The 24,570-nt window shown below is 50.4% G+C and carries 13 protein-coding genes; 6 read left to right on the forward strand and 7 right to left on the reverse strand.

Annotated features, from left to right (window positions below; all coding sequences use genetic code 11):
- Positions 1 to 105: 105 nt before the first annotated feature.
- The 3 genes from ACKWCC_RS09540 to ACKWCC_RS09550 form a co-directional block, all read right to left on the reverse strand.
- On the reverse strand, positions 106 to 1,863 hold the full coding sequence (locus ACKWCC_RS09540; RefSeq protein WP_413995699.1) for a RagB/SusD family nutrient uptake outer membrane protein: 1,758 nt from the start codon (positions 1,861 to 1,863) through the stop codon (positions 106 to 108).
- A gap of 21 nt (positions 1,864 to 1,884) precedes the next feature.
- Entirely contained in the window at positions 1,885 to 5,148 is a 3,264-nt protein-coding gene (locus tag ACKWCC_RS09545; RefSeq protein ID WP_413995700.1) for a SusC/RagA family TonB-linked outer membrane protein, read from the reverse strand.
- A gap of 552 nt (positions 5,149 to 5,700) precedes the next feature.
- Positions 5,701 to 7,257, reverse strand: a complete 1,557-nt coding sequence (locus tag ACKWCC_RS09550; protein WP_413995701.1) for a sulfatase-like hydrolase/transferase — start codon at positions 7,255 to 7,257, stop codon at positions 5,701 to 5,703.
- Positions 7,258 to 7,312: 55 nt separating this feature from the next.
- Here ACKWCC_RS09550 and ACKWCC_RS09555 point away from each other — a divergent pair, with 55 nt between their 5' ends.
- The 4 genes from ACKWCC_RS09555 to ACKWCC_RS09570 all read left to right on the forward strand — a co-directional run bounded on the left by ACKWCC_RS09555 (position 7,313) and on the right by ACKWCC_RS09570 (position 16,816).
- Complete coding sequence (locus tag ACKWCC_RS09555) at positions 7,313 to 8,197, forward strand: AraC family transcriptional regulator (RefSeq protein ID WP_413995702.1); 885 nt, start codon at positions 7,313 to 7,315, stop codon at positions 8,195 to 8,197.
- A gap of 244 nt (positions 8,198 to 8,441) precedes the next feature.
- Positions 8,442 to 11,534 carry a SusC/RagA family TonB-linked outer membrane protein gene (locus ACKWCC_RS09560; RefSeq protein ID WP_413995703.1) on the forward strand — a complete coding sequence of 1,031 codons (3,093 nt, stop codon included), beginning with the start codon at positions 8,442 to 8,444 and terminating at the stop codon, positions 11,532 to 11,534.
- 22 nt (positions 11,535 to 11,556) lie between these two features.
- Positions 11,557 to 13,137 carry a RagB/SusD family nutrient uptake outer membrane protein gene (locus ACKWCC_RS09565; RefSeq protein ID WP_413995704.1) on the forward strand — a complete coding sequence of 527 codons (1,581 nt, stop codon included), beginning with the start codon at positions 11,557 to 11,559 and terminating at the stop codon, positions 13,135 to 13,137.
- Positions 13,138 to 13,279: 142 nt separating this feature from the next.
- Entirely contained in the window at positions 13,280 to 16,816 is a 3,537-nt protein-coding gene (locus ACKWCC_RS09570; protein ID WP_413995705.1) for a VCBS repeat-containing protein, read from the forward strand.
- 209 nt (positions 16,817 to 17,025) lie between these two features.
- Here the strand turns inward: ACKWCC_RS09570 and ACKWCC_RS09575 are convergent, their stop codons facing one another.
- The 4 genes from ACKWCC_RS09575 to ACKWCC_RS09590 all read right to left on the reverse strand — a co-directional run bounded on the left by ACKWCC_RS09575 (position 17,026) and on the right by ACKWCC_RS09590 (position 21,670).
- Complete coding sequence (locus ACKWCC_RS09575; protein WP_413995706.1) at positions 17,026 to 17,619, reverse strand: SIMPL domain-containing protein; 594 nt, start codon at positions 17,617 to 17,619, stop codon at positions 17,026 to 17,028.
- Between the two features lie 137 nt (positions 17,620 to 17,756).
- Complete coding sequence (locus ACKWCC_RS09580; protein ID WP_413995707.1) at positions 17,757 to 18,179, reverse strand: hypothetical protein; 423 nt, start codon at positions 18,177 to 18,179, stop codon at positions 17,757 to 17,759.
- Between the two features lie 955 nt (positions 18,180 to 19,134).
- A complete protein-coding gene (locus tag ACKWCC_RS09585) occupies positions 19,135 to 19,785 on the reverse strand; it encodes a response regulator (protein ID WP_413995708.1) in 651 nt (216 codons plus the stop codon).
- A 1-nt stretch (position 19,786) separates the two neighbouring features.
- Complete coding sequence (locus tag ACKWCC_RS09590; protein WP_413995709.1) at positions 19,787 to 21,670, reverse strand: tetratricopeptide repeat-containing sensor histidine kinase; 1,884 nt, start codon at positions 21,668 to 21,670, stop codon at positions 19,787 to 19,789.
- A gap of 647 nt (positions 21,671 to 22,317) precedes the next feature.
- Between ACKWCC_RS09590 and ACKWCC_RS09595 the strand changes: the two genes are divergently transcribed.
- On the forward strand, positions 22,318 to 22,806 hold the full coding sequence (locus tag ACKWCC_RS09595) for a UpxY family transcription antiterminator (protein ID WP_413995710.1): 489 nt from the start codon (positions 22,318 to 22,320) through the stop codon (positions 22,804 to 22,806).
- Between the two features lie 618 nt (positions 22,807 to 23,424).
- Positions 23,425 to 24,537 carry a GDP-mannose 4,6-dehydratase gene (gene gmd, locus ACKWCC_RS09600; protein WP_413995711.1) on the forward strand — a complete coding sequence of 371 codons (1,113 nt, stop codon included), beginning with the start codon at positions 23,425 to 23,427 and terminating at the stop codon, positions 24,535 to 24,537.
- Positions 24,538 to 24,570: the final 33 nt, after the last annotated feature.

The raw sequence follows: 24,570 nt of genomic DNA on the forward strand, positions 1-24,570 counted from the left end.
CACAAAATAAAAAAACTAACTCAAACAACTTTCTTTGTCTCATTTCTTCGTTCATTGATTGCACCACGCACCCATCAAGGCGGTGGCAAAAAAACCGAACCGTTTCTAATATCCGGGGTTTTGAACAAGGTTTGGATTATCGGCCAACCGATCCAGGCCAAAGGGGAGGTAATAGCGTTCTTCCCCAAACTGTCTCATTTCCGGTTCCGCATTCTTTAGGGTGATGTTGTACGTATCCGTTTCCAAGTTGTACCTGAACACAAGTCCCTTGGTCCTTACGTTTCCAAGCACTTCGGTGGCTATGCGCCACCTGATCAGATCCCAATAGCGCTGCTCTTCAAAGGCCAATTCCACTTGGCGCTCTTGACGTATAAAATCTTCGGTGATCACCGTTCGCAGCGGCATCCCTGCCCTGGTTCTTATATTGTTCACCATGGCCAGGGCTTCTTCTGTATTGCCCAAGTAAAAGGCGGCCTCCGCAAGATTGAGCATGGTCTCCGCATATCTAAAGACAAAGAAATCCTGTCCTGAATTTTCTGATTGGGTGGCAATATTGGTTGGATCCAACCGCTTTCTGGCCAATAAGGCCGTGTTACGGACATTCCTGGCCGCAGCAGCGGCAGGTATTTGTTCTCCACTGGGCTTGGTGAGTATGGTGTTGCGATCTGTGACCAAGGTACCGTCTCCCAACAATGTGGAGCTGTGGAAATAGATTTTCTGATCTTTCCATATGGTTTCCGGATAAAAGACACTGGCCACGAACCTTGGGTCCCGGTTGCCGAAAAAGTCAGACGCGTCCCATTCATTATCCAAGGTAAGGTCGTCACGGGAAATGCCCTTGCCCGTCCTACCGTCGGTAAAGTCAAAAAATTCCACAAAATCATAGAGCACCGGGAAATTGGAGTTCCATTCCAGCCCAAGTCCGTCAGGATTTGCCAACCAATCCAAGGAGTGGCCCTTGATAAAGGGCTCAAAGCGCTCGGCAAAGATAATTTCTGGATTTCCAAGCCCTTCATTCAAGAAAAGGGAGGCAAAGTTCTGGGCCTTGTCGGGGTCGGTATCCACTAAGGCAAAGAGATTGGACTCCATCACTTCCTTGGAAGCGTCATAACTTTTTTGATAATAGCCATTGGCCTCTCCACCGGGAATGCCAACAATACCGTTGAGCTGAACCTCGCCAAAATTGGCGATACTGGCGGCATAGAGCATGGCCCTGCTTTGTAGCATAAGGGCTGTGTACCTGTCCACTCTTCCCTCGGCTCCCGTACGTTGCTCGGAAAGATCGGGCAAGATATCGTTCAACTCCTCGTAGATGAAGTCATAGATTTCCTTCTCGGTCTTACGGGCGGGAAACAGCTCCTCTTCGGGATCATCCACTTCCTGGACCTTTGTAATGAGCGGCACGCCCCCGAACCTCCTCACGAGCTCAAAATATTCATAGGCCCTTAGGAACCTCACTTCTGCCAATTTCGCCCGCTTGTAGGTTTCGGACAATGTTGTGCTATTGGGCAGGTCCCTGAGCAACACATTCATGTTCCTGATGTTCTCATAGGGCCAGCGGTCCAGTGGGCCGGGCCCCGTAGCTTCGGTGTACTGTCTTCTGTAACTACTGTTGGGGTATTGCCAATTGGCAAAATTAATATGTTCCGCCCCGGCGGCGGCAAACAATCCAATACCTATGGTGCCAAAACCTTGGACTTCTTGAAAATTCATGCTCAGGTACAGGTCTGCAATGTAAGACTCCGTCAATCCTTCGTCCTCAAAGACAACGTTCTCGGAAATAAAATCCGGTTCTTTCTCCAATTGATCTTCGCACCCCACAAAAAATAGGGCCACAGTGATTAAAAATAATTTTCTTAACATCTTTTTCTTTTTTTACAATTTTTACAATCCAATACGGCAGCCCAGGGTAAAAGTCCTTAATAGAGGAAGGGTAAGGCCGTTTGTCTGTGAGGCTTCCTCCGGGTCTATGATATCCTCAAATATACCCAATCTTGAGAATGTAAGGAGGTTATCCCCAGCAACATAGAACTCAAGGTTATCGAACTTTATCTTGTCCAGGACATCTTTGGGCAACCTGTAGCTCAAATTGGCCGTTTTAAGTCTCAGGTAGGTTCCGTCCTTAAACCAGAAGTCTGAGGACGCTTCGTTCCAGATACGGGCCCCATTACGGTCAAAAGCCGGCAATTGGGCATTGGGGTTGGATCCAATTCCGGGATTGTCAGGGTCTTGTGTCCAACTGTATTGTTCGTGCAAGGTATAGGGCACTGTTTCATTGTTGAAGGGGTTTCTGGCCCCGGAGGCAATCAGGACATTGAACTTGGAGGCCCCTTGCCAGAGCATGCCCAAAGAAAAGTTCTTGTAGCTAAAATTGCTGTTCAGGGAAAACAACATTTCAGGGATGCTCCCAAACCCAATTTGGTATTGGTCCTGCCTGTCCAGCACATTGTCCCCGTTTCGGTCCACATACCTAATGTCTCCCGGCTTGGGAACCCCATTGATGTCCTGAATGGTAAATTGGCTCAAATATTGGTCCACCTCTTCTTGTGTATTGAACAGGCCATCCGTTTCGTACCCAAAGGTAACGTTCACGTAGCGTCCGGAACGTTTGTCCAACAGCACCTGGGTTGGATCGGTCTCGTCAATGTCCTCCTGGAACTCCCCAAAACGTTCCCTTGCCAGGGTAAACGTACCGGCCAGGTTCATCCCAAAATCGCCCCAGTTGTTTCTGTACCCCACAAGGACTTCAAACCCCCTATTGTTCCTGGTATCCAGGTTGGTGGCCGGCAAATCTGCGCCGAAAGTGGAGGGCAGCCCCTCTATCGGCACCCTTAGCAGTCCTTCCCTGAGACGATAAAAGGCATCTATATTGGCGTACAGTTTTCCTTTGAACATGCTCACATCCAAACCTACATTGTACATGGTGGTTTCTTCCCAGGTAACGAATGGATTGGCAATGCCCTCTGTCCTTATGACGGGCGTGGGGGAATTTCCTTCCAGAAAATAAACCTGACCCGTCTCTGAAAAACCGGACAGGAACTCAAAGGCAGTATTGCCAATATTGCTGTCAATGCCCGTTTCCGAGTAAGAAAGCCGGAGTTTTAGCTCAGTGAGCTTTTCGCTGTCCTTCAAAAAATTCTCCTTGGCAATGTTCCACCCCGCGGATACGGATGGAAAATACCCCCACCGAACCTCAGGGCCAAACTTGGAACTGCCATCTGCCCTGATGGTGCCTTCCAAAAGGTACTTGTCTGCAAAGGAGTAATTGAAACGCCCGGCAACACTCTGTCTTGTATAGCTCAAGGGAACGCCAAGCCCACCGGTGGTGGTGAGATTGTCATCACCAGAACTCACTTGGGGCACATCGGATGAAAGGAGTTCCCGTCTCACAACCACCAGTCTTTCATAAAAATTGTCCTCATTCTCAAAAAAGGCCAATCCTCCCAATTTATGTTCGCCAAACTCGGTCTGATAGTCCAGATAGAGCCGCGACAATATTCTCCTTTTGGGGTCATTGTTAAAATTGCCCCCACCGATGGACTTGGTAAAGTCATTGGTGGAGATGGTTGCCCGGCTGATGTAGCCTTCCTCGTCTGCCAAAGGACTGGTGGGATCAAACTCCCAAACATCGTAAGGTCTTCTTAAGCGGTCTTGACTGATCAACCTAAACCGGATGTTGTTCTGAAGCCCCAAGGTCAATCCCGGAACAAAGGGCATCCTGTACTTAAGGTCCAGTGCGGCCGCCAAGGTCTCCAAACTGGTTCGTTCGTAACCCGCAAACTTTTGCTGTGCCCGTGCTTGTGGCGAGCGTTGGGAGAAGCCCGAATATGCCGCGCGGTCCGGATCCGGAAGATTGGGATTGAAGATGGGCTGGGCCGTCCTTAGATCATTCCAAATATCATTTAGACCTATGGAGGAATAATCCCTAAATTCATCAATATAGGAGCTATTGAAGCTCATGCTAAGATTTTTGGTCAGGTCTGCATCAATATTATTGGTAATATTGAATTTTCGGTAATCATAATCCCCATTGAAAATACCGGTTTGGTTAAGCACCCCGATGGAGGTATAATACCTGACTTTTTCGGAGCCCCCGGCCACACTAACGTTGTGTTGCGCTATGGCGGCGCCACTGCTCCTCAACAGGGCATCCACCCAGTCATAGCTGGGCTGTTCCCCAGACAGCACTTGCTGGAGCTTCTCTTCGGTAAAAAGTGTACCGTAATCTATGACCTTGTCCGGATCGTTGGGATCGTACTCTTGGTTAAAGAACCCTGCCCTGCCCAATCTAAGAAACCCCTCTGCACCGGAAATGTCGGGAAAGGTAAGCCTGTTTTGAGTGCCATACCAGCCATGGTAGTTCACCTTGGTCTTTCCTGAACCCCCTCTTTTGGTGGTGACCAAAATAACCCCATTACCGGCCCTTGCCCCATAAATGGCGGCCGAGGCATCCTTTAGCACGGAGATGGTCTCTATATCATTTGGATCAAGCCGATCAAGAAAGGACTCCACCCCATCGACAATGACCAATGGCGCTCCAAAACCACGAATGCTTAGATCAACATTGTCCTGACCCGGCAAACCGGGGTTCTGGTTGCTTATGAGACCCGGGGCTTGCCCGATCAATAAATTCTTGACATTTGTGGCCGGCACTTGGGTAAGCTCATCAATCTTTATACTGGAAACCGATCCTGTGACGCTTTCTTTCTTCTGGGTGCCGTAGCCAACCACCACCACCTCATCGAGCCTGGCGGTGTCCTCTTCCAATTGCACGTTGATGGATGTCTGGCCCGCTACCGGAATCTCTTGCGAAAGAAAACCGATATAGGAGATGACCAAAACGGCATCATCATTGGACAGGGTGATGGCAAAGTTACCATCAAAATCCGTTTGGGTACCGTTCATTGTGCCCTTTTCCAAAATACTGGCACCGGGCAAGGGTTGTCCGTTGCTGTCCAACACCGTACCGGACACGGATTGCTGCACCTTTAGGGCCCCCTCGCCGGCAAGGGAAACGCCCGAAAAAGACAAAGCCAAGGGAGGTAGCGCTCCTTTGCCATTGGCCAGTAAGGTGTTGCCCGTGACCAAGCAGGCCACCAGGGCGAACAGGACGGGAGCGGAATGGAGTTTAAACAAATGCGTGCGCAATGGATGCCTGTTTCTCATAACTTCTTTAGGTTGTTGGTTTTTCCGGTCGGTAAAAAAAGGTCATCCAAAAACATGGATAAAGTGCGATAAGATTTGTTTTAAAGAAAAAAATGAATCCAAACTTAAACAAGCCCCATTTTTACAAAAAACACATCTACAAAAGCCCCGCTATTGGAATTTCAATCAGTTTTTTAACATAACATTGTCAAATTTAAAGAAACATTAGAAGAAAGAACATAGACAAAAAAGATCTTAATATGGACAAAACATCTTTTTATATGGGCCGGAAACAACAAAAACCAGAAAGCGGGCCATAAAGGTAGCTGGATTTGCACTGCAGGGGCCGGAACCGGCCCATTCCACGCCAAGTCGTGATGCCCCAGGCAAAGGGGCGCCAAGGCCACAACCCGGCCTGCTGGCCTTGGTATGGCACACCTTTATCTTATGGGTTGGTGCCTGCCGATTGTTTTTTTGGGACACAGACCCGTTATTGGGCTCGGGATTCCTTAAGGTTCCCTTCGAAGCAACCCCTATACCAAGACAAGATGGGTTTTATTGGGGCTGCCTTAAGTTATATGGGGCATCGTAAAGTTCCAACTGTCTTTTCTTCCACACCGCCCCTTCCAGAAAAACAGGATGGGGCAAGGCCACATCCCAGTCGCCCAATTGTTTTAACAGCGCTTTTGTTTTCTGCACGTTTTCCAAGCTAAGGTCTTTTAACTCGGAGCTATCAGTGGGCAGATGGTAGAGCAGGGGCAGCCTGTCTGGCAGGCGTATCAGTTTCCAATTGCCCTCACGTATGGCGGCACTTATGGTAAACCGCCATTTTAGATTGGGGTGCGGGGCACCCGTTGCCTCTCCCAGCACATAGGGAAGCAGATTGGTCCCGCTAAAGGAAGGGAGGGCATGGTTGTCTGCACCGGCCATAGCCAAGAAGGTGGGTGCAAGATCCAATGCAGAGACGCTATGGCCGTACACCTTTCCCTTGGGCAGGGTACCGGGCCAGTGCATGATCAGGGGCACGTGCAACCCACCTTCCAACAAAGTGCCCTTACTGCCCCGATATGGGGCGTTAAGGGAAGCATTTGCGGCAACGGGGCCTCCATTATCGCTCAAAAAGACAACCAGGGTATGCTGTGCCAATCCCTGTTCCTGCAAGGCATCCATAATTTTGCCCACGTTCACATCCAACCTGTGCACCATGGCGGCGTAGGTCCTGCGCTTTTCATCCGGAATATGGTCAAAAAGCGCCTTATCTTGCTCAGTGGCCTGCATCGGGGCGTGGGGCGCGTTGAAGGAGGCGAACAAAAAGAAGGGACGCTCTTTGTTCCGTTCAATGAATGCCGCGCACTCATCGCCCTTGTCGTCCGTGAGGTAGCTGATCGCCTGGGGGGTCTTGAAGTTGCTTTGCAAAGGGGACAGATACCCCTTGCCCCCGGGCTCCGACCTAAAATAGTCATGGCCGCCGCCGGTGTAGCCCCAAAATTCCTGAAAGCCCCTTTTCAAGGGATGAAAGTGCTCGGTATCGCCCAAGTGCCATTTCCCTATCAACCCGCAGACATAGCCCAGTTCGGAAAGATGATCGGCAATGGTCTTTTGGCTCAACGGAAGGCCCAAAAAATCGGGGTCAAATCCCGGCTGGTTTCCACCGAGGTTGTTGTCATGCCCAAAAGACACTTGGTTGATGCCCGTTAACAGCCCGGCCCTGGAAGGACTGCACACCGGTGCCGAAACATAGGCTTGGGAGAAGAAGACACCGTTCTTGGCCAGGGCATCCAAATGCGGTGTCTTCAGTTGCTTACTGCCGGTAAGGCCCAAATCTGCATAACCCAGATCGTCTGCCAAAATTAGGATGACGTTCGGTTTTTGCCGCCCTTTCCCGTTTGCCGTCTGGGCATAAGCCAGAAAATGGCCGCCAGCCAAAAAACAAAAGAGTGCCAGGGCCCCAACGGGCCTTGAACACCAAAAACGGGCAGCACCTTCTGGGCCCTTAAAAATGCGCCCAATACCCCAGGCGGCCCCAGGGCAGGTTTTTCTTCCCCGCCGGGGCCTTGGCAAAGGCCGGCCCTGCAAAATAAAATTCAAATAGCTGTCCTTGATGATTGGCATAGGGTAAATATTACGTAATTTTAGGAATCCTAACAGAACAAAACCAGGGAAAAATATGGACAATTCTGCTCTACAGGAAGGTTTTTTGGGTCAAAAAATGATCGTGCTTCCAAAGGCAGTAAAAAAAAGGTTGAAAAGCAACCCCATTACCAGCCCGTTCTATGTTACGGACATTGGCTATTACCCCAATGCCATGAACCACCGCCGTTTACGGAAAGAAGGGGCCCAAGAGTACATTTTCATCTATTGCACCAAGGGCCTGGGGTTCCTGAGCATAAAGAACACGCCCCACAAGGTGGGGCCCAACCAGTTCTTCATCATCCCGGCCAAGACAAGACACGAATATTGGACGGAAAACAACGATCCCTGGAGCATTTACTGGATGCATTTTAACGGCACCACGGCACAGAGCATCTATGAACGCTATGAGCACGGAAAAAACAAAAATGGCCTCACCCCCTTTGAGAGTGGCCGCATCCATCTCTTTAACCAGATCTACAAACTTTTTGAAAGCGATTATGCCGCCGCGGCGATGGAATATGCCAATATGCTGGCCCAAGGCTTTTTGGGCTCCTTTGTCTATGCCCAACTGGAAGAGAGTGAAACCTCCCGTTCTGCCAATAACGTGGTGGACCAGATCATTGCCTTTATTGGCCAGAATCTGGACAAATCTTTCAAGGCAGAACAGATTTCGGAAAAATTCCATTATTCCCCTTCCTACCTCTACACCATCTTTAAGAAGAGAACGGGATACTCCCTAGTACACTTCATCAACCTAAAAAAAGTACAACGGGCCTGCGAATACCTCAAGTACAGCGAACTGAGCATAAAGGAAATTGGCTATCATTTGGGTTTCCAGGATCCCCTGTATTTCTCCAGGCTCTTTAAAAAATTCATGGGCATGTCCCCCAGGGATTACAAACGGCAACAACGCAACTGAGCGGCCAAACGGCCACCAACCTTCCTATGCCCCATGGAGCACTTTTAAGACCCCTGCGGTATGGGAAGACATCCGCGCCCCATTCATTTGTGGATAAACCATAAATTCATTGCAAAAACACCATTACGGCAAGATTAAGGGCCCAAAATAGTATAATCCATAAAAACAAGAGGATAGTCCATTTAACAGTGTTAAAATATTAACTAAAATTGTGTTGAACTAACAAAACCCTAAATTCTATCCAATGTTAAACACAATACCCCAAAAATCAAGCATTTCATTTTTATGGTCTTTATTGTTCTTCTTCCTTTTCGCCGCGGTGGCCCATGCCCAAACGGTGGTGTCCGGAACCATTACGGATGCGGATAGCAACACGCCCCTCCCGGGTGTTAACGTAGTGGCGGGAACCAAAGGGGCCATTTCAGATTTTGATGGCAAGTATGAACTGCAAGTGCCCGCCGGCATCACAAGCATCACCTTTTCCTCCATAGGGTATGCCACCCAGACCATTGAAATAGACGGGCGTAGCACCATAGACCTTGCCATGGCCACGGCCTCCGAGGCCTTGGACGAAGTGGTGATCGTTGGGTATGGCACGGTAAAGAAAAGCGATTTAACGGGATCGGTCTCCACCATAGATGGGGCGGCCGTCAAGGAGCTTCCGGTCACTTCCCTGGACCAGGCCATACAGGCACGCGCGCCCGGGGTCCAAGTGGTGCAGGCCTCCGCTGCCCCGGGCGGTGGTGTTTCCGTGCGCATTAGAGGTTCCAACTCCGTGAACAGTGGCAGTGAGCCCCTCTACGTGATCGACGGTTTTCCCATATACCCGGACAACAGTGCCTACGGAGCCGGCGGAAACCGGCAGGCCACCAACGTGCTGGCCTCCATAAACCCCAACGACATTGAGTCCATTGAAGTGCTCAAGGACGCCTCGGCCACCTCCATTTATGGCTCCAGGGGCTCCAATGGGGTGGTGTTGGTCACCACAAAGAGAGGCAAGGCAGGGGTGTCCAAAATAAACTATGAAGGTTCTTTTTCCACCCAGAGCATCGCCAATACGGTAGATGTGTTGGACGGTAGCGGTTTTGCGACCTATCTGAACACTCTGGAGGTGAGCCAGGGCGGGGCCCCGATCTATTCCCAGACAGAAATAGATGGTTTTGGCCGGGGCACCAATTGGTTCGATGAAGTGACCCGTACGGGCGCCATCCACAACCACCAACTTACCTTTTCGGGCGGCAACGAGTCCACCAGGTACGCCGTATCGGGGAACTACTTTAAGAACGAGGGCATCATCAAGAATACGGATTTTGAACGATTTGGAATAAGGCTGAACCTGGACAACAGCGCCCTGAACGATTTTATCAACATCAATTCCAGCTGGGCATTCAACCGCACCATATCCAACAATGCCCCAACCGATAGGGGCGGCCCAGGGGGCATCATCATCACGGCGCTGGGACTGGACCCCACCGTACCCGTTCGTGATGAAGAAGGGCAATATGCACTGGCCTCCTATGACGGACGTTTCTTTGTGAACCCCTTACAGGAATTGGAGTTTGTCACCGACCAAGACCTTACCAATCGGGTGCTGGGCAACACGGGCTTTACCTTTAACCTAATGGAAGGTCTTAAATTCAAGACCAGCATTGGTGCGGACATCCTGAGCGTTAACCGTACCAGTTTCTTCCCGGTGGACAATACCCGGCTGGGAAGGGACAATGCGGGAGAACTCACCCTGGCCAACAGGAACATGACCAACATCCTAAACGAGAACATTCTCTCCTACACCAAACAGTTTGGAGACAAGCACTTTTTTGATGCCGTGGTGGGCTACACCTACCAAAAAGAGGTGAACCGTTTTACCAGCACCACGACCAGGGGCATCACGGCCGCCACCGTGGACCAGGCCACCCTACAGGGGGGACCGGTGTTGTTAACCCCCTTCTCCAACCGTAGGGAGTGGGAACTGGCCTCGGTGCTGGGAAGGGTAAACTATATTTTTGATGATCGGTATTTGGCCACAGTAACCTTTAGACGTGATGGATCGTCCCGTTTTGGACAACAGAACAAATGGGCAAATTTTCCTTCCGTGGCCCTCGGTTGGCGATTGTCCAACGAACGATTTTTCCAGGACTCCGGATTAACGGAGATCATGAACAATGTAAAGTTAAGGGGCAGCTGGGGACTCACCGGAAACTCAGAGATACCGGTGTACAACTCCTTGGCCAACCTAAACGAGTTCAACTATGTACTGGGAGACAATCTGGTCCTGGGCCTTGCGGACGCACGCCTGGAGAATTCCGATCTAAAATGGGAATCCACCACGATGACCAACGTAGGCTTGGACGTATCGTTCTTCAACAGCAGACTTAACCTCACCATGGACTATTTCTCCAACCAAACGGAAGATCTGCTGCTACAAGTTTCCTTGCCCAGTAGCCTTGGTTTCAATTCCATCCTAAAAAATTCGGGATCGCTCACCAATAAGGGCTTTGAAGTGGGTCTGGATGGTTTTGTCATTGACAATGCCGACTTTAAATGGAACATTGCGGGCAACTTCTCCATCCTTAGAAATGAGTTGACCGACCTGGGCAGCAGCACCCCGTTTTTTGCCGGCACGCCCAGCGGGCACCTCGGTGTGGACGGCAGTTGGGTAGAGGCGGGCAACCCCATAGGCGTTTGGCGCGGATTTGACTACATTGGCATCTTCCAGTCCCAAGATGAGATAGACAACAATCCCTCACGATCGGGAGACCTGCCCGGCTATCCGAGATATCGCGATGTGAACGGTGATGGCGAGATCACACCGGACGATTATGTGATCATTGGGGATCCCAACCCAGATTTCACCTGGGGGCTCAACTCTACCCTGAACTACAAGAATTTTGACATGAGCATCTTTTTCAGGGGCGTACAAGGATTTGAGATCAGGAACCTACAGGCCTCCGAAATCGGTGACGGAGTCCAGAAAATAAACCAGATCAGCACCATTTTGAGCGATTCCTGGACGCCCACCAACACCGGCGCCAGCAGACCGGTGATCAATGGCAACCGGGATTTTGCCAACTCTTACAGGGACTCTGACTATTTCATCGAAGACGGTTCCTTCATAAGATTGCAGAACATTGCGCTGGGATACACCATTCCCAATGTGGCCTTCATGACCAGGACCCGGATCTTTGTCAGCGGCCAAAACCTCTTGACCATTACCGGCTACAATGGCTTTGACCCAGAAGTGAACAACAGCGGGCAGAACAACCTGAACAGGGGAGACGACTACGACGCCTACCCAAGGGCCATGACCTTGACTTTGGGAGTTAATCTCGAATTTTAATATCTTTAATAAAAATTGACATATGAAAACTTTAAAATCAACACGTTTTAATTTGGTGTGGGGCCTTGCCTTCTTGCTGGCAATGGGCTGCACGGACCTGGAAGAAAACCCCGATTTCACCACCCAGGGCAATTTCTTCAACACGGCAGAACAACTGGAACTAGGTGTGAATGCCGTTTATGACGGGATTGGGTACGGCACCCAATGGTTCAACCATTTTTACAATCGCTATGTATTTGAGAGCCGGGTGGGCTATCAGGTAGGATGGGAAAAGGGGCCGCTGGATTTCCAAAACGGGAACGTTAACCCCAATGATGACTATATCAATGCCTACTGGACCATTTCCTACGACCACATCAACAGGGCCAATTCCATTATCCAAAAAGCGGACGAGCTCAAGGAGGAAGGGGTGCCCAACGCAGCGCTCGTAGATCGCGTAAAGGCAGAGGCCATGTTTCTAAGGGCCTTTTATTACTTCAATCTGGTTCGGTATTTTGATGACATCCCGGTGACCACCACCCGTACCGAGAGCGATCAAGACCTCCCCTCCAACGAGAACGGCAAGCAAATTGCCTTGGACCTCATTATTTCGGATTTGACCATGGCGGCATCCGTTCTCCCAGAGTCCTATGATGGGGCCAACACCGGGAGAGCCACCAAATGGGCCGCATTGGCACTCTTGGTCAAAGGATATCTGCAGGCAGAGCAATGGGACAACGCCAGAACCACCGCCGAGACCATTGTGAACGAGAGCGGCATTACCCTTTTTGAAAATTTTGCCGATAATTTTGCCGTGGCCACGGAAAACACCGGAGAGCGGCTCTTCGAGGCACAGGTATCTGGAGGCACCAATGCCAGTGAAGCACAAAATGCCCACCAGCACTATGTCCCCGGAGATCTTCCCAACAATCTGGGCGGCGTGGGCTGGCACTGGCTCAACGGCACCCAGGCCTACAGAAACAGGTTTGACCCCGAGGACAAGCGCATCCAGGGCACCTTTATAGACGAATACCCCACCACACGATTGGGAACCAATGCAGACGGTGAACTGCCCATGGTGAAATGGAGCGGGGATGCCCCCTATAACCTTAGCAGGTTTGGAGGCATGGTGTCCGCAGATGCCGATCCCAACAACCCCGAAGACTTGGTCTTCTCCAATGCATGGTCTGCAAAATACACGGAGGTGGGGATTGAAAATGCCACCCTTTCCGAAAAGAACACCGTTTATCTTAGACTGGCAGATGTGCTGTTGGGGCACTCAGAGGCCGCCAACGAAAGTGGTACCGGAGATGCTTTCTTCGGCATTAACCTGGTCAGGGAAAGAGCCGGACTGGAACCCTTGGCCGGTCTCTCCCAAGAAGAGCTCAGGGATGCCATTGTCAATGAGAGGATTTTGGAGTTTGGCTTTGAATGCGAGATCTATCCAGAACTGAAACGCAAAAGCACCTTTGGGGGATCACCGGATTATTTAGGAGATTATATCCAAGAGTTCATTGACACCTATAACGTGGACAGGACCTTATCTGCCCGGGACTACGTGTTGCCCATACCCTTGAACGAAGTGTTGGGAAATCCCAACGTAACCCAGAACCCGCTCTATTGAACGGCAGATACGTACCGCCATCATTAGTGATCCTTTTAAAAAAAGCCTGTCCTTATATGACGGGCTTTTCTTTAATTGCACTGAATTGATGTGGCCAACGGTGAGCAATGACCCCACCATTTGGCCACCCAAAACAAACCATATGCAGCAAGGTCGTTTTTTCTTTCTGTTGATTATCCTCTTCATGACCACAACCTCCTGTCTGGATCGCGACACAACGGGCGTACCCCCAGATCAAGAAGGACCCCTTTTCCGTCTCTTGGATGCCAAGGATACGGGAATCTCTTTTAAAAACAACATCCTTGAGGACGATACCCATAATATGGTCGATTTTTTTTATGTGTACAATGGGGGCGGCGTGGCCATTGGGGACATTAACAATGACTCCCTTCCCGATCTTTATTTTACCGGGAACATGGTGCAAGACCGGCTTTACCTGAACAAGGGCAATTTTGTTTTTGAGGATATCAGTGCGGCCGCGGGCATCCAAATGGACGGATGGTCCACCGGGGCCACGATGGTGGATATGGACAATGATGGCTTTCTGGACATCTATGTGAGCCGTTCCGGAAACCATCCGGCAGAAAAACGCCGTAACCTATTGTTCATGAACAAGGGCAACAACACCTTCACGGAACAAGCGGCGCAATTTGGCGTAGCGGACACTTCCCATACCACCCAATCCGCTTTTTTTGATTATGACAAAGACGGAGATCTGGACCTGTACCTCCTAAACCACACCAATAGCGTACGGGACCCGAACAAGGCCAGCCCCCCAATCGCCAACGGAAGCGGTGCGGCCAACGATCGGCTCTACCGAAACGATGGCACCCCGGCCTCGGGGCCCAAGTTTACCGACGTGACCCTCGATGCGGGGATTCTGTTCGATGGCCTGGGCCTGGGCCTCGCCATTGCGGATATTGATGATGACGGATGGGAGGACGTCTTGGTTACGAACGACTTTCTGGCCAACGACCACATCTATCTCAATCTAGGGAACGGTACCTTCCGCGAAAGCTCCAAAGAGCTCCTGGACCATAACAGCCACTTTAGCATGGGCAATGATGTTGCAGATTTTAACAATGATGGCCTACTGGACTTTGTGGTCTTGGACATGCTGCCGCCAGACAACTTCCATAAAAAGAAAATGGCGGGCCCCCTGAACTTTGATCTTTTTGAGCGCACTTTGCAGCAAGGTTATATGCCCCAATACATGCGCAATACCCTACAGCTAAACAATGGAAAGGTGAACGGAAAAACCACTTTCTCAGAAATAGGACAGTTGGCCGGCATAAGCGCCACCGACTGGAGCTGGGCCCCCTTGTTTGCCGATTTTGACAACGACGGGTTCAAAGACCTTTATATTACCAATGGATATCTCAGGGACGTTACCGATCTGGATTTCATAAACTATACCGGAACCCTCTCCCAATCCTTGGGACCAGATAGTCTGGACCAGGTCATTAAGGTTAGAGCAAAAAAAATGCCCTCCATTGCCCCCAATAACATCATGTACAAAAATACGGGAACACTGGTGTTCAAGGACATGTCGCAAGCTTGGGGTCTGGAATTGCCATCCCTCTCCAACGGGGCCGCCTATGCGGATCTTGACAATGACGGCGACCTGGATATTGTGGTGAGCACCTTGAACAGCCACAGCTTGGTTTATGAGAACCTGAGCCAAAAACGCAACAAAAACAACTTCTTGAACGTGGGCCTACTGGGAGACCCGGACAATAGAAGGGCCCTGGGCACCAGGCTGGACCTATACGTACGTGGAATGACCCAAACCCGCAGGCACGCGCCCACAAGGGGGTACCAATCTTCCATGGACACACCCATCCATTTTGGCCTGGGGAACCAAGACCGGGCAGACAGTCTGGTGGTGACATGGCCAGATGGGCAAGTAAGCAGCTATAGGGACATCAGTGCCAATACCACCCTGGTCCTAGACAAAAAGGAAGCGCCCAAAACAGTGAAAAGAAGCACCAAAACCATTGCCCCCCCGTGGTTCACGAGGCTAACAGCACCCAACGCACCCTCCCATCTGCACCAAGAAGTGCCGTTCAGGGACTTTGACCACCAATTTCTGCTGCCGCACAAACATTCGGAACAAGGCCCGGGACTGGCCGTGGCCGATGTAAACGGCGATGGTCTCGATGATTTCTTCGTTGGGGCCGGTTACAGTGCCAACGGTACCCTTTACATCCAAAAAGCGTCCGGTGGCTTTGGCGGCCAACCCCTGGAACAAAAGGAAGAACATCGCTATGCGGAAGATACCGGCATCCTTTTTTTTGATTATGACAACGATGGTGACAAAGACCTTTATATAGCCAGCGGCAGCAATGAATTTTATGGGAACAGTCCCTATTACCAAGACCGTCTGTACAGGAATGACGGTAAGGGGAACTTTAGCCTGGACCTGGCGGCCCTGCCCAAGACCACCTCAAGCAGTTCATGTGTCAGGGCAGCTGATTTTGACGGAGACGGAGATCTGGACCTCTTCATTGGTGGGCGCCTCACCCCTTTAAAATATCCCTTGCCCGGCAAGAGCCAAATCCTTGTCAATGATCTTGGAAAATTTAGCCTGGCCGGTTCGGATATTGCCCCGGGATTGGAAAAGGTGGGAATGGTAACGGATGCCCTGTGGACGGATTGGGACAACGACCTAGATCCCGACCTAATGGTCGTGGGGGAATTCATGGCCATTGAATTTTTTGAGAACGAGAACGGAAAACTTAAAAATGTGAGCAGCCAACTGGGTCCCAGGTTCACCGCCGGATGGTGGAACAGCATAGCCGCCGCAGATATTGATGATGACGGCGATATGGACTACGTGTTGGGCAACCTGGGGCTTAACACCAAGTACAAAATTTCCAGGGAACAGCCCTTGACCCTGTACGCCCTTGACTACGACGCAAACGGAAGCATTGACCCCTTACTGTCCTACTTTATACAAGGCACTGAATACCCGGCAGCCTCAAGGGACGACATCTTAAAACAAATTCCCACCCTTAAGAAACAGTTCCCGGATTATGCCAGTTTTGCACGCGCGTCCATGCAAGTCGTGGTGCCCAAGGAAAAACGCGGCAGCAGTTTTGTGGCCAAGGCATTTGAGCAACGATCCGGAATTTTGGAGAACAATGGCAATGGTTTTTCCTTTAAGCCCCTCCCGATGGAAGCCCAGATGGCACCCGTAAAGGGCATATTGGCAGAGGACTTTAACCTGGATGGCCATACAGACCTCCTACTGTCCGGCAACGACTATGGCACCGAGGTGGGAACCGGCAGGTACAGTGCCCTTAAAGGCGCTTTGCTCATGGGGAACGGCAAAGGGCATTTCAAGGCCATAAAGAACACCCATAGCGGTTTAATGATCAATGGCAACACCAGGGCTGCGGCCAAGATCATCATCCAGGACAGACAAGCCCTATTGTTTGCCCGTTTTGGCGATTCCCTGGCCACATACGCACCCACGGTCGGCAGGGGCCACATCAAGGTGCCAGACACCATGATCAAGGCCAAGATCCGGTACGTGGATGGCCGGGAGAGGATTCGTGAATTTTATCATGGCTCATCTTACCTCTCCCAGTCCAGCAATGCCATTCCGTTGAGCGGGAAAGAGCGCGAAATCATCTTCATTGACGCCCAGGGGAAGGAACATGCGCACCCTTTGTAAAAACCGCCCCAAACGATGATGCCTTAGGTGGGACTCAGACTTTTTTCTCCATTGCACCACAGACCATCTCCGAAAAAAAAAGGGAACGACTTCCCTTGAAGAAAGGAACCACCCATTTGTGGGGCATCCCTCCCGGTCTAGGCTGTCGCACCCTTTTTTGGATATCGCCGGACTTCGGCACCCCCAAGCGCTTGGGGAGCCCGATGTGTTTACTCCACCCAATAGGTGACCTCCAAACTAAAGATTTCGGTTCTGCTGTTATAGGAGTACCACCGCTCCCCAATGTCCGTTCGGTTGCCCATGGACTTTATGGCGCCCAACTGCTTGCCCATGGCCTTGGCCAGGTCTGTCCCTTTCTTTTGGGCATCGCCATGGGCGGTTTTCACCAATTGGGCGTAGCCGGTATCGCCAAGGCGTGTTTTCGCCTCAATGTTATAGATGTTGGCACCGGCAAACTTCAGGTCCACCAAGGTAAGCAAGGCCTGTTGGTCCTCGGTCTCAAAAATCAGGATGGTGGTGTCCGCAGATGGGTAGCCACCGTTGGCAAAACGGTCTTCCCTGAATTGGGCGGTATCCAATCCCACTTGCCGTACCTTTTCCAGATAGGCCGCTTGCAGTTCGGCCACCGTGCCATAGGTGCGGTCCTGGTAAAAGCGCTGCTCCAGGTTAATGGTCACCTGCGCCCGGTAGGCAGTGATCTCACGGTTTAGCGTGGCATAACCGGTAACGGATACGGTAGGCAATTCTTGGGCAGTGACCACAAGGGCCATAAAGCATAGTAGCGGTAAAATAAATTTTTTCATCTGTTGCTATGGATTTGGTTTTTAAGGTCAGACCCGCCCGATCCGTTTCAGGCGGGTGCAGTTCGCCAATCAACATGTCGGTGGGTATCCAGCATGGTTATGCTCATTTCATGACCATATTGTTTCGTAATGTTTTTTTAGATGGAATACATAAAGGAGGCCACGATCATCCAAACGCCCACGCCAATGCCCAAAAGACCCAACTTGCCCTGTTTTGGGGCAATTTTTTCCCTTAGGGCCGCTGCTTTTTCCTGTGCTGTTGGGTCCTTGGCCAGGAAGAGGCGGTTGGCCAGACCAAAGCCCAGCATAAAGCCCAAGGCTGCCTGAACAATGCTGCCCAACAACAAGGTGGCCCACCAGATGGGCGCAGAGGTGAGCCATCCCAAATTCAAGATGGCAGAAATAATGCCCCACAGCCCCAAGATGCAAAATACCAGACCGATCCAGCCTTGGTAGGGTTCCACTTTTTCCAACAGTTCCTTGGCATTGGGCTTTTTGGCCAACAATAGGGAGGGTACTGCAATAATACTCAACAAGATCAAGGTAATTCCGTAAAACATAATGTACAGGTTTAAAGTTTAACAATACGGCAAAGTAAGGGCGAAAGCCTTTGTGGTTTTAACCGGTTTACCGCCAAATGTCACTCCCTGAAAACGGGGATGTCCCGCCTTTTGAAATTAGGAAATACCCCATAAAACAAAGGACAACCTTCTGAAAATCAGAAATCTGACCATTCTCAAGAACGTGTAGAGCCGGAATAAAAACCTTGCCTCCAAACACAATGGCTATGGCAAGGAGCCACCGTGATGGCGAATTTCTGGCAAAGGCCGATGGCGAGGCGGCCCTCTGTTGGCAACCTTGGCCCGAAACAAAAAGATGGCTTCGCACCTAGCAATGACGGTGTGGTTCGACTTTGGGCCGAATTTGAAAATCCAGAGCCGGCTCCCCTCCTTGATCAAGGAGGGGAGCTTTTAAGCTTCTTCCTTTTAAAAACGATATTTCAGGGCAATCAGCCCCACACGACAGAATAAAGTCCGCCCTTTGGGGGCTAGGGGGCCTTTCCCCTTGATCGGGGAGGTGGTTTTCCACTTCCCTGTGGAAAAGCGGAGGGGTCTCCCTCGTGGTTCCTCTGGTTTGTGTTGTCCCCAAGCGCCCAGAGCGGGGTTAAACCCAGATTAAGCAATAGAAATTCCATTACGGCTGTAAATCCCTGCAAAATCAATCGTTGCACTGACTTTTGCTCACTCACCGTAGCGATGGCTACCCGCCCGTACCGAACGGTACGTTCGGGCGGGCCTGCCCGACTGAGTCATTCAGGCGGGCGCCTCAATCGCAAAAGTCTTGATTTTATTGAACTTTACACCCTCATCAACGAAAGTCTACTGCATAATCTGGGTTAAAAGGGGATCTTGGGACAACAACAAACATTTTAGCATAAAATCACCCTTAGCCAACACCGCTTTATGCCGCAAGCGAAATGCTTTCCCAGTCCCAGTAAGGGAGCTTTACATCACCCTACTCCACCAAGCCCGATTTAATGGCGTAGGCCGTAAGGCCCGCCAGGTTGCGTACCTGTAGTTTGGAAATAAGGTTTTTTCGATAACTCTCAATGGTGTGCTTGCTCAAAAAGAGCTTGTCCGCGATCTCTTGGGTGGTAAATTCCTGGGCAATGAGCACCAGCACTTCCTTCTCGCGTGTGGTGAGCTCATTTTCCTCCTCTTTCTTTGCGTCGAACATGTGCTGCATGTAGGTCTGTTTGATGCTTTCGGAAAAGTATTTTTTACCGCCCACTATGGTGGCAATGGCCTCCAGCAGCTCGGCCTTCTCCGCATTCTTGGGCACATAGCCGTCCACCCCGTCTTGGGTAAGGCGGTGTATGGTCTTGGCGTCATGGCGCATGCTCACCACCAGGGTCCGCAGCCTGGGATGGTGTTCCTTGATGTGGGCATTGAGGGCGATCCCGTCCGTTTCGGGCATGTTCACATCGGTCACCACCAGATCTATGGGTTCTTCGGTATTGATGTCCAAATACTTTTTTACCTGCGCCCCACTGTTGGATTTCAAAATGATCTCGTACCCCCCGGCATCGGTAAGGATACTGCTAAGGCCGTCCAGGAACATTTTATGGTCGTCCACAATGATGAGCTTTGCTTTTTTTGCTGTCATGTTACAATGGTATTTCTATGGTGATGGCCGTGCCCCTGCCCGGCGCTGTGTCCACGTGCATTTGGCCCTTGATCTCGGCCAGTCTTCTTTTTATGTTCTCCAGGCCAATGCCCCCCGTAACCGCGGGATCAAAACCCTTGCCGTTGTCCTCACAGATCAGCTGCAGCTGGTCCTCGTGCCTGTTCAGGTAGATGTCTATCTGTTGGGCCTCAGCGTATTTGAGCGCATTGGTGAGCAGCTCCTGTATCACCCTAAAGATATCCACCTTTAGGGCCTCTTCCAATGCATTGATCGCTTTTTTTGGATAGGGCACAAAGTGAATGTTCTGTTCCACGGCCGTGTCCAGGTTGTCCAAATAGTGCTGCAACAGATGGGTAAAGCTGTTTTCCTTGAACTTTTTGGGCATGAGGTTGTGCGATATGTTGCGTACCTGTTCATAAGTATCGTTCACCTGCCCCAAAAGCCTGGTGTGCCGTTCCCCGCTCCCGTCCCAATTGGCCATTTGCAGCTTTATGCCCGCCAGGTTGCCCCCTATGCTGTCATGCAGCTCCATGGCAATGCGGGTGCGCTCCTCATTTTGGGCCACGGCCGAGGCGCGCACCAGTTCCAGTTCCTGTTCCCGGAGCAGGGCCCGGACCTTTTGATCGTTAACCTCTTCCTGTTTTTTGTTCAGGAGGCTCTGGGCCTGGAGTTTTTGGTAATACAGGTACAGCAGGGCAAAAATGGGGACGAGCAAGATCAGGAACCCGATCAAAATGGCATTTTTAATGGTCTTTTGACGTACAATTTCCCCTTCCTTCAACAGTTGTTCTTCCTTGAGCTGGAAAATCTCCTTTTCCTTTTGCAGGGTCTGGTACTGTACCTCCAGTTCCGCCACTGCCGCCCGGTTCTGGCTTTCCTGTATCTGGTTGGTGACCCCCACGTACTGGGTCATGAGGTTATGGGCATTTTGATAGTCGCCCATGGTGTAATAGAGGCGGCGCAACTCCTCCAACACCCGCTGTTGCAGCTGCAAGCGGTTCCAGGAGAGGGCATTGAGGTAGGCGGTGGAGAGCACGGCCTCGGCGGCCTGGAATTCCTCCGTGTCCACGTACAGCCGGCCTATGTTCAAGATGGCGTTGATGTGCAGGTCATAGAAGCCCGCTTTCAGGGCCTGTTCCATGGCCGTGGTGTATGCCTTGAGGGCGGCTTCGGTTTGGCCCCTATGCTCGGCCAAGTGGCCCAGGCCCAATTGGTGGCGGAGCACGGTCTTGGGGTCTCGTTCAGGATCCAGGTGGGGTTGGGCGTCCCCATAGTGCCGTTGGGCGTCTTCCCATCTGTTGTCATGACGGGCCACATCGCCCAGGGCGGTATGGGCCCTGGCCAGAAAATACGGATCTTGGGAGCCCTGGACCACGTCACGGAACTGGGCCTCCGCCTTCCCCACTTCATTGCGTTGTGCGTAGGCCCCGCCCAGGCCCAGTTTGTGGGTAAGGTAGAGCTGGGGCCACTCGGTCGGGGAAATGAGCTGCAGGCCCTCCAAAAAATCCTTCAGGGCCGCGTCATGCACCCCTTTTTTGAGTTTACCGCGGCCCAAAATGGCCAGTGCCCGGGAACGGTAGTGCCGCTGCGTGTCCCGGGAAAGCTCCATGGGCACCAGGCTGCGCCGCAGCAGGTCTCCGTAATGGATGACCGAATCCGTGGTGCCCAAACGGTCGTATTCCTGGGCCAGGGCCTCCATTTGCCGCAAACGTCCCTCCCCTTGGGCCAAATGGAGCGCCTGGTAAAGGGAATCCGGTGCCTGTTCCGGCGGTCTGGCAAAGCCCTGGTAACGCTGCATTTGCTGTTGGGCGGCCAGCGCGCCCATCCCGGCAATGAGCAGTAAGAACAAAAGGTGCCTGGCCATAAGAGGGAAACTTTTTGGCTAAGGTAGGACATTTGTGGGTGTTGACCTTATTTCGCTTGGGGACAGGAATCCGCTGGGAGACTCTTTAGAAATCGTTCAAGATCAACCTCCTTTTAAAAGGCTAGTTGCATTTGCCCGTCCGAGAGTCAAGGCTGACTTAGATGTTTCCTAACCCTATCACCCTTAAAAAATCAAACACCACTACTTCCCATTTTGGCGTTTTCCTCCAATTCTTTCACTACACTATCAAGCGTTAAGTAGACTTTAATGACCTTCTAGGCTTGATTTTATTTTTTTAACCATCCCACCCCATTATATTTGTTACTGCTTGTTTCGATTAAAACACAACCATAATGATCCTTTCAGACTCTAAAAATACGCCCTCCCCCAAAAACATATATTGTGACAGCCAAAGGGAAAATGGCACACAATATGTTCTGGCGGCCTGCTTTTTTACAAGTGGCAGGATTCCCAACCCTGCCAATGCCCAAAGAGTACCCCTTCTCAGACCCTTTGAGAACTTACGCGTGAAAGGAGTGAGGTGTTGGCAGGCCTGTACCACTGCCAACACCTCACTCAAATTTAGGATCTTGTGGCCATCCTACCCGTTTTTAGGTTAAGAACATAATTTAATACACCGGTGTTTTATGTCTAAGGTTTGGTACGTTGTTTATGTTAAGCCCAGAAACGAAAAAAAAGTTGCCCTTCGCCTTGAGGAGCGTGGTTTTGAAGTTTACTGTCCTTTAATAAAGGAAGTAAGGCAGTGGAGCGACCGCAAAAAGACGGTTAACGCACCCCTGTTCAAGTCCTATGTGTTTGTACGGCTTGCGAAAGGTGAGCGATCACAGGTCTTTGATTTCCCCGGGGTCATTAGGTACCTTTTTTGGTTGGGGAAGCCCGCCGTGGTCCGCGATAGTGAGATGCAGGAGCTTAAGCAATGGTTGTCCAATGACAGCGTGGAGGACTATAAGCTTACCCCATTTTCGCCCGGCGATAGGGTAACCATTCAATATGGTATCATGAAAGACCGGCAAGCGGTTGTCAAAGAAGTGGGCAAGACCAGGGCAAGATTATTTCTTAAAGGATTGGGTGTCGTTCTCAATATGAAACTAAAGTATTTAGACAAAAACAACTGAGTACACCCCCAAGGCACCAAGTTTTACCTTGTCCTTATGTTTGTTGGTAAACCTCCATTCCAAGAGAGGGCTACTTTTTGATTGACATCGGTTACATCTGTTTAAAAATCAGTGCTTTTTGACGTACATTTTGTTGCTTTCATCGAAAGGATTAAAACAAATTCCTTTCGCAGGTAGATTTTCACGTTATTAACTCCGTAATGAAAAAGACCATTTTCTAAAAATAGCTCCCTATAGGTTAGGGTATGCAATTGAATTTGATAATTTTAAAGAATTAATGGCTCAGTAACTTGCACAGGTTTTTCTTTGCCAATATTTTCGTTTTTAAGATTCTTTAATTAGAAACAAAATTCTCCCCCAAAAAAAATCTTTGTTTTGCCTAAGCTACCAAGTGTGGTGTATGGGAAATGCCGTGATAAGCCTAGTTTAGGCATAAAAAAATCCAAATCCCGGTTCCATCCATCGAGAACTTTGCTCCTTGCCCTTGGTATGGAATCGGTGACTTTAGGTAAAGGCCCAAATGGGACTTACCTCGCGGAGCGTTACCCGAAAGCGAAATAAAAGAGCCCATCTGATTGAATTTAACCAAACCATACGAATCAATTTCAACGATATTTTATGAAAAAAGCGCTGATCACAGGAGTAACCGGGCAAGATGGTGCCTATTTAAGCGAATTTTTGTTAAAGAAAGGGTACCAAGTGCACGGTATAAAAAGAAGATCATCACTTTTTAATACGGACCGGATCGATCATCTCTACCAAGATCCGCATATTGAGAACAGGAACTTTATCCTGCACTATGGAGACATGACGGATAGCACCAACCTCATCCGTCTCATTCAAGAGATACAACCGGACGAAATATATAATCTGGCGGCAATGAGCCACGTACAGGTGTCCTTTGAGGTTCCGGAATACACGGGCAATGCCGATGGTTTGGGCACGCTCAGGATATTGGATGCGGTTCGTTTGTTGGGTCTGGAAAAGAAAACAAGAATCTATCAAGCCTCCACATCGGAGTTGTACGGCAAGGTACAGGAAGTGCCTCAGTCGGAATCCACCCCATTTTATCCGCGCAGTCCCTATGCAGTGGCAAAGATGTATGCCTTTTGGATCACGGTGAACTACCGGGAAGCCTACCAGATGTTTGCCTGCAACGGTATTTTGTTCAATCATGAATCGCCCATACGGGGAGAGACTTTTGTTACCCGAAAAATTACCCGTGCCGCGGCCAAGATCGGCCTGGGGCTACAGGATAAGTTTTACCTGGGGAATTTGGATGCCAAAAGGGACTGGGGCCACGCCAAGGATTATGTGCGCATGATGTGGATGATCCTCCAGGCCGATCAACCGGAAGATTGGGTGATTGCCACCGGAGTCACCACCACGGTGCGCGATTTTGTACGGATGGCCTTTGCGGAACTGGGCATTGAACTGGAGTTTAAGGGCAGCGGCATTGATGAGAAGGGCTTTGTGAAGGCATGCTCCAATCCCGATATACAATTGGAATCGGGAAAAGAGATTTTGAGCGTGGATGCCAAGTATTTCAGACCAACTGAGGTAGACCTTTTGGTGGGCGATGCCACCAAGGCCAACACCGAATTGGGATGGAAACCCGAATACGATTTAAAGGATTTGGTCAGTGATATGGTGCAGAGCGACCTTAAATTGATGCAAAAGGACCAGTACTTAAAAGAAGGTGGCTTCGGCATTTATAATTACTTTGAATAACGGTCATTCCAAGATGCAACCAAGGGGCTTGTA

This window comes from Maribacter aquimarinus, from assembly GCF_047345505.1.
Taxonomy (GTDB): Bacteria; Bacteroidota; Bacteroidia; order Flavobacteriales; family Flavobacteriaceae; genus Maribacter.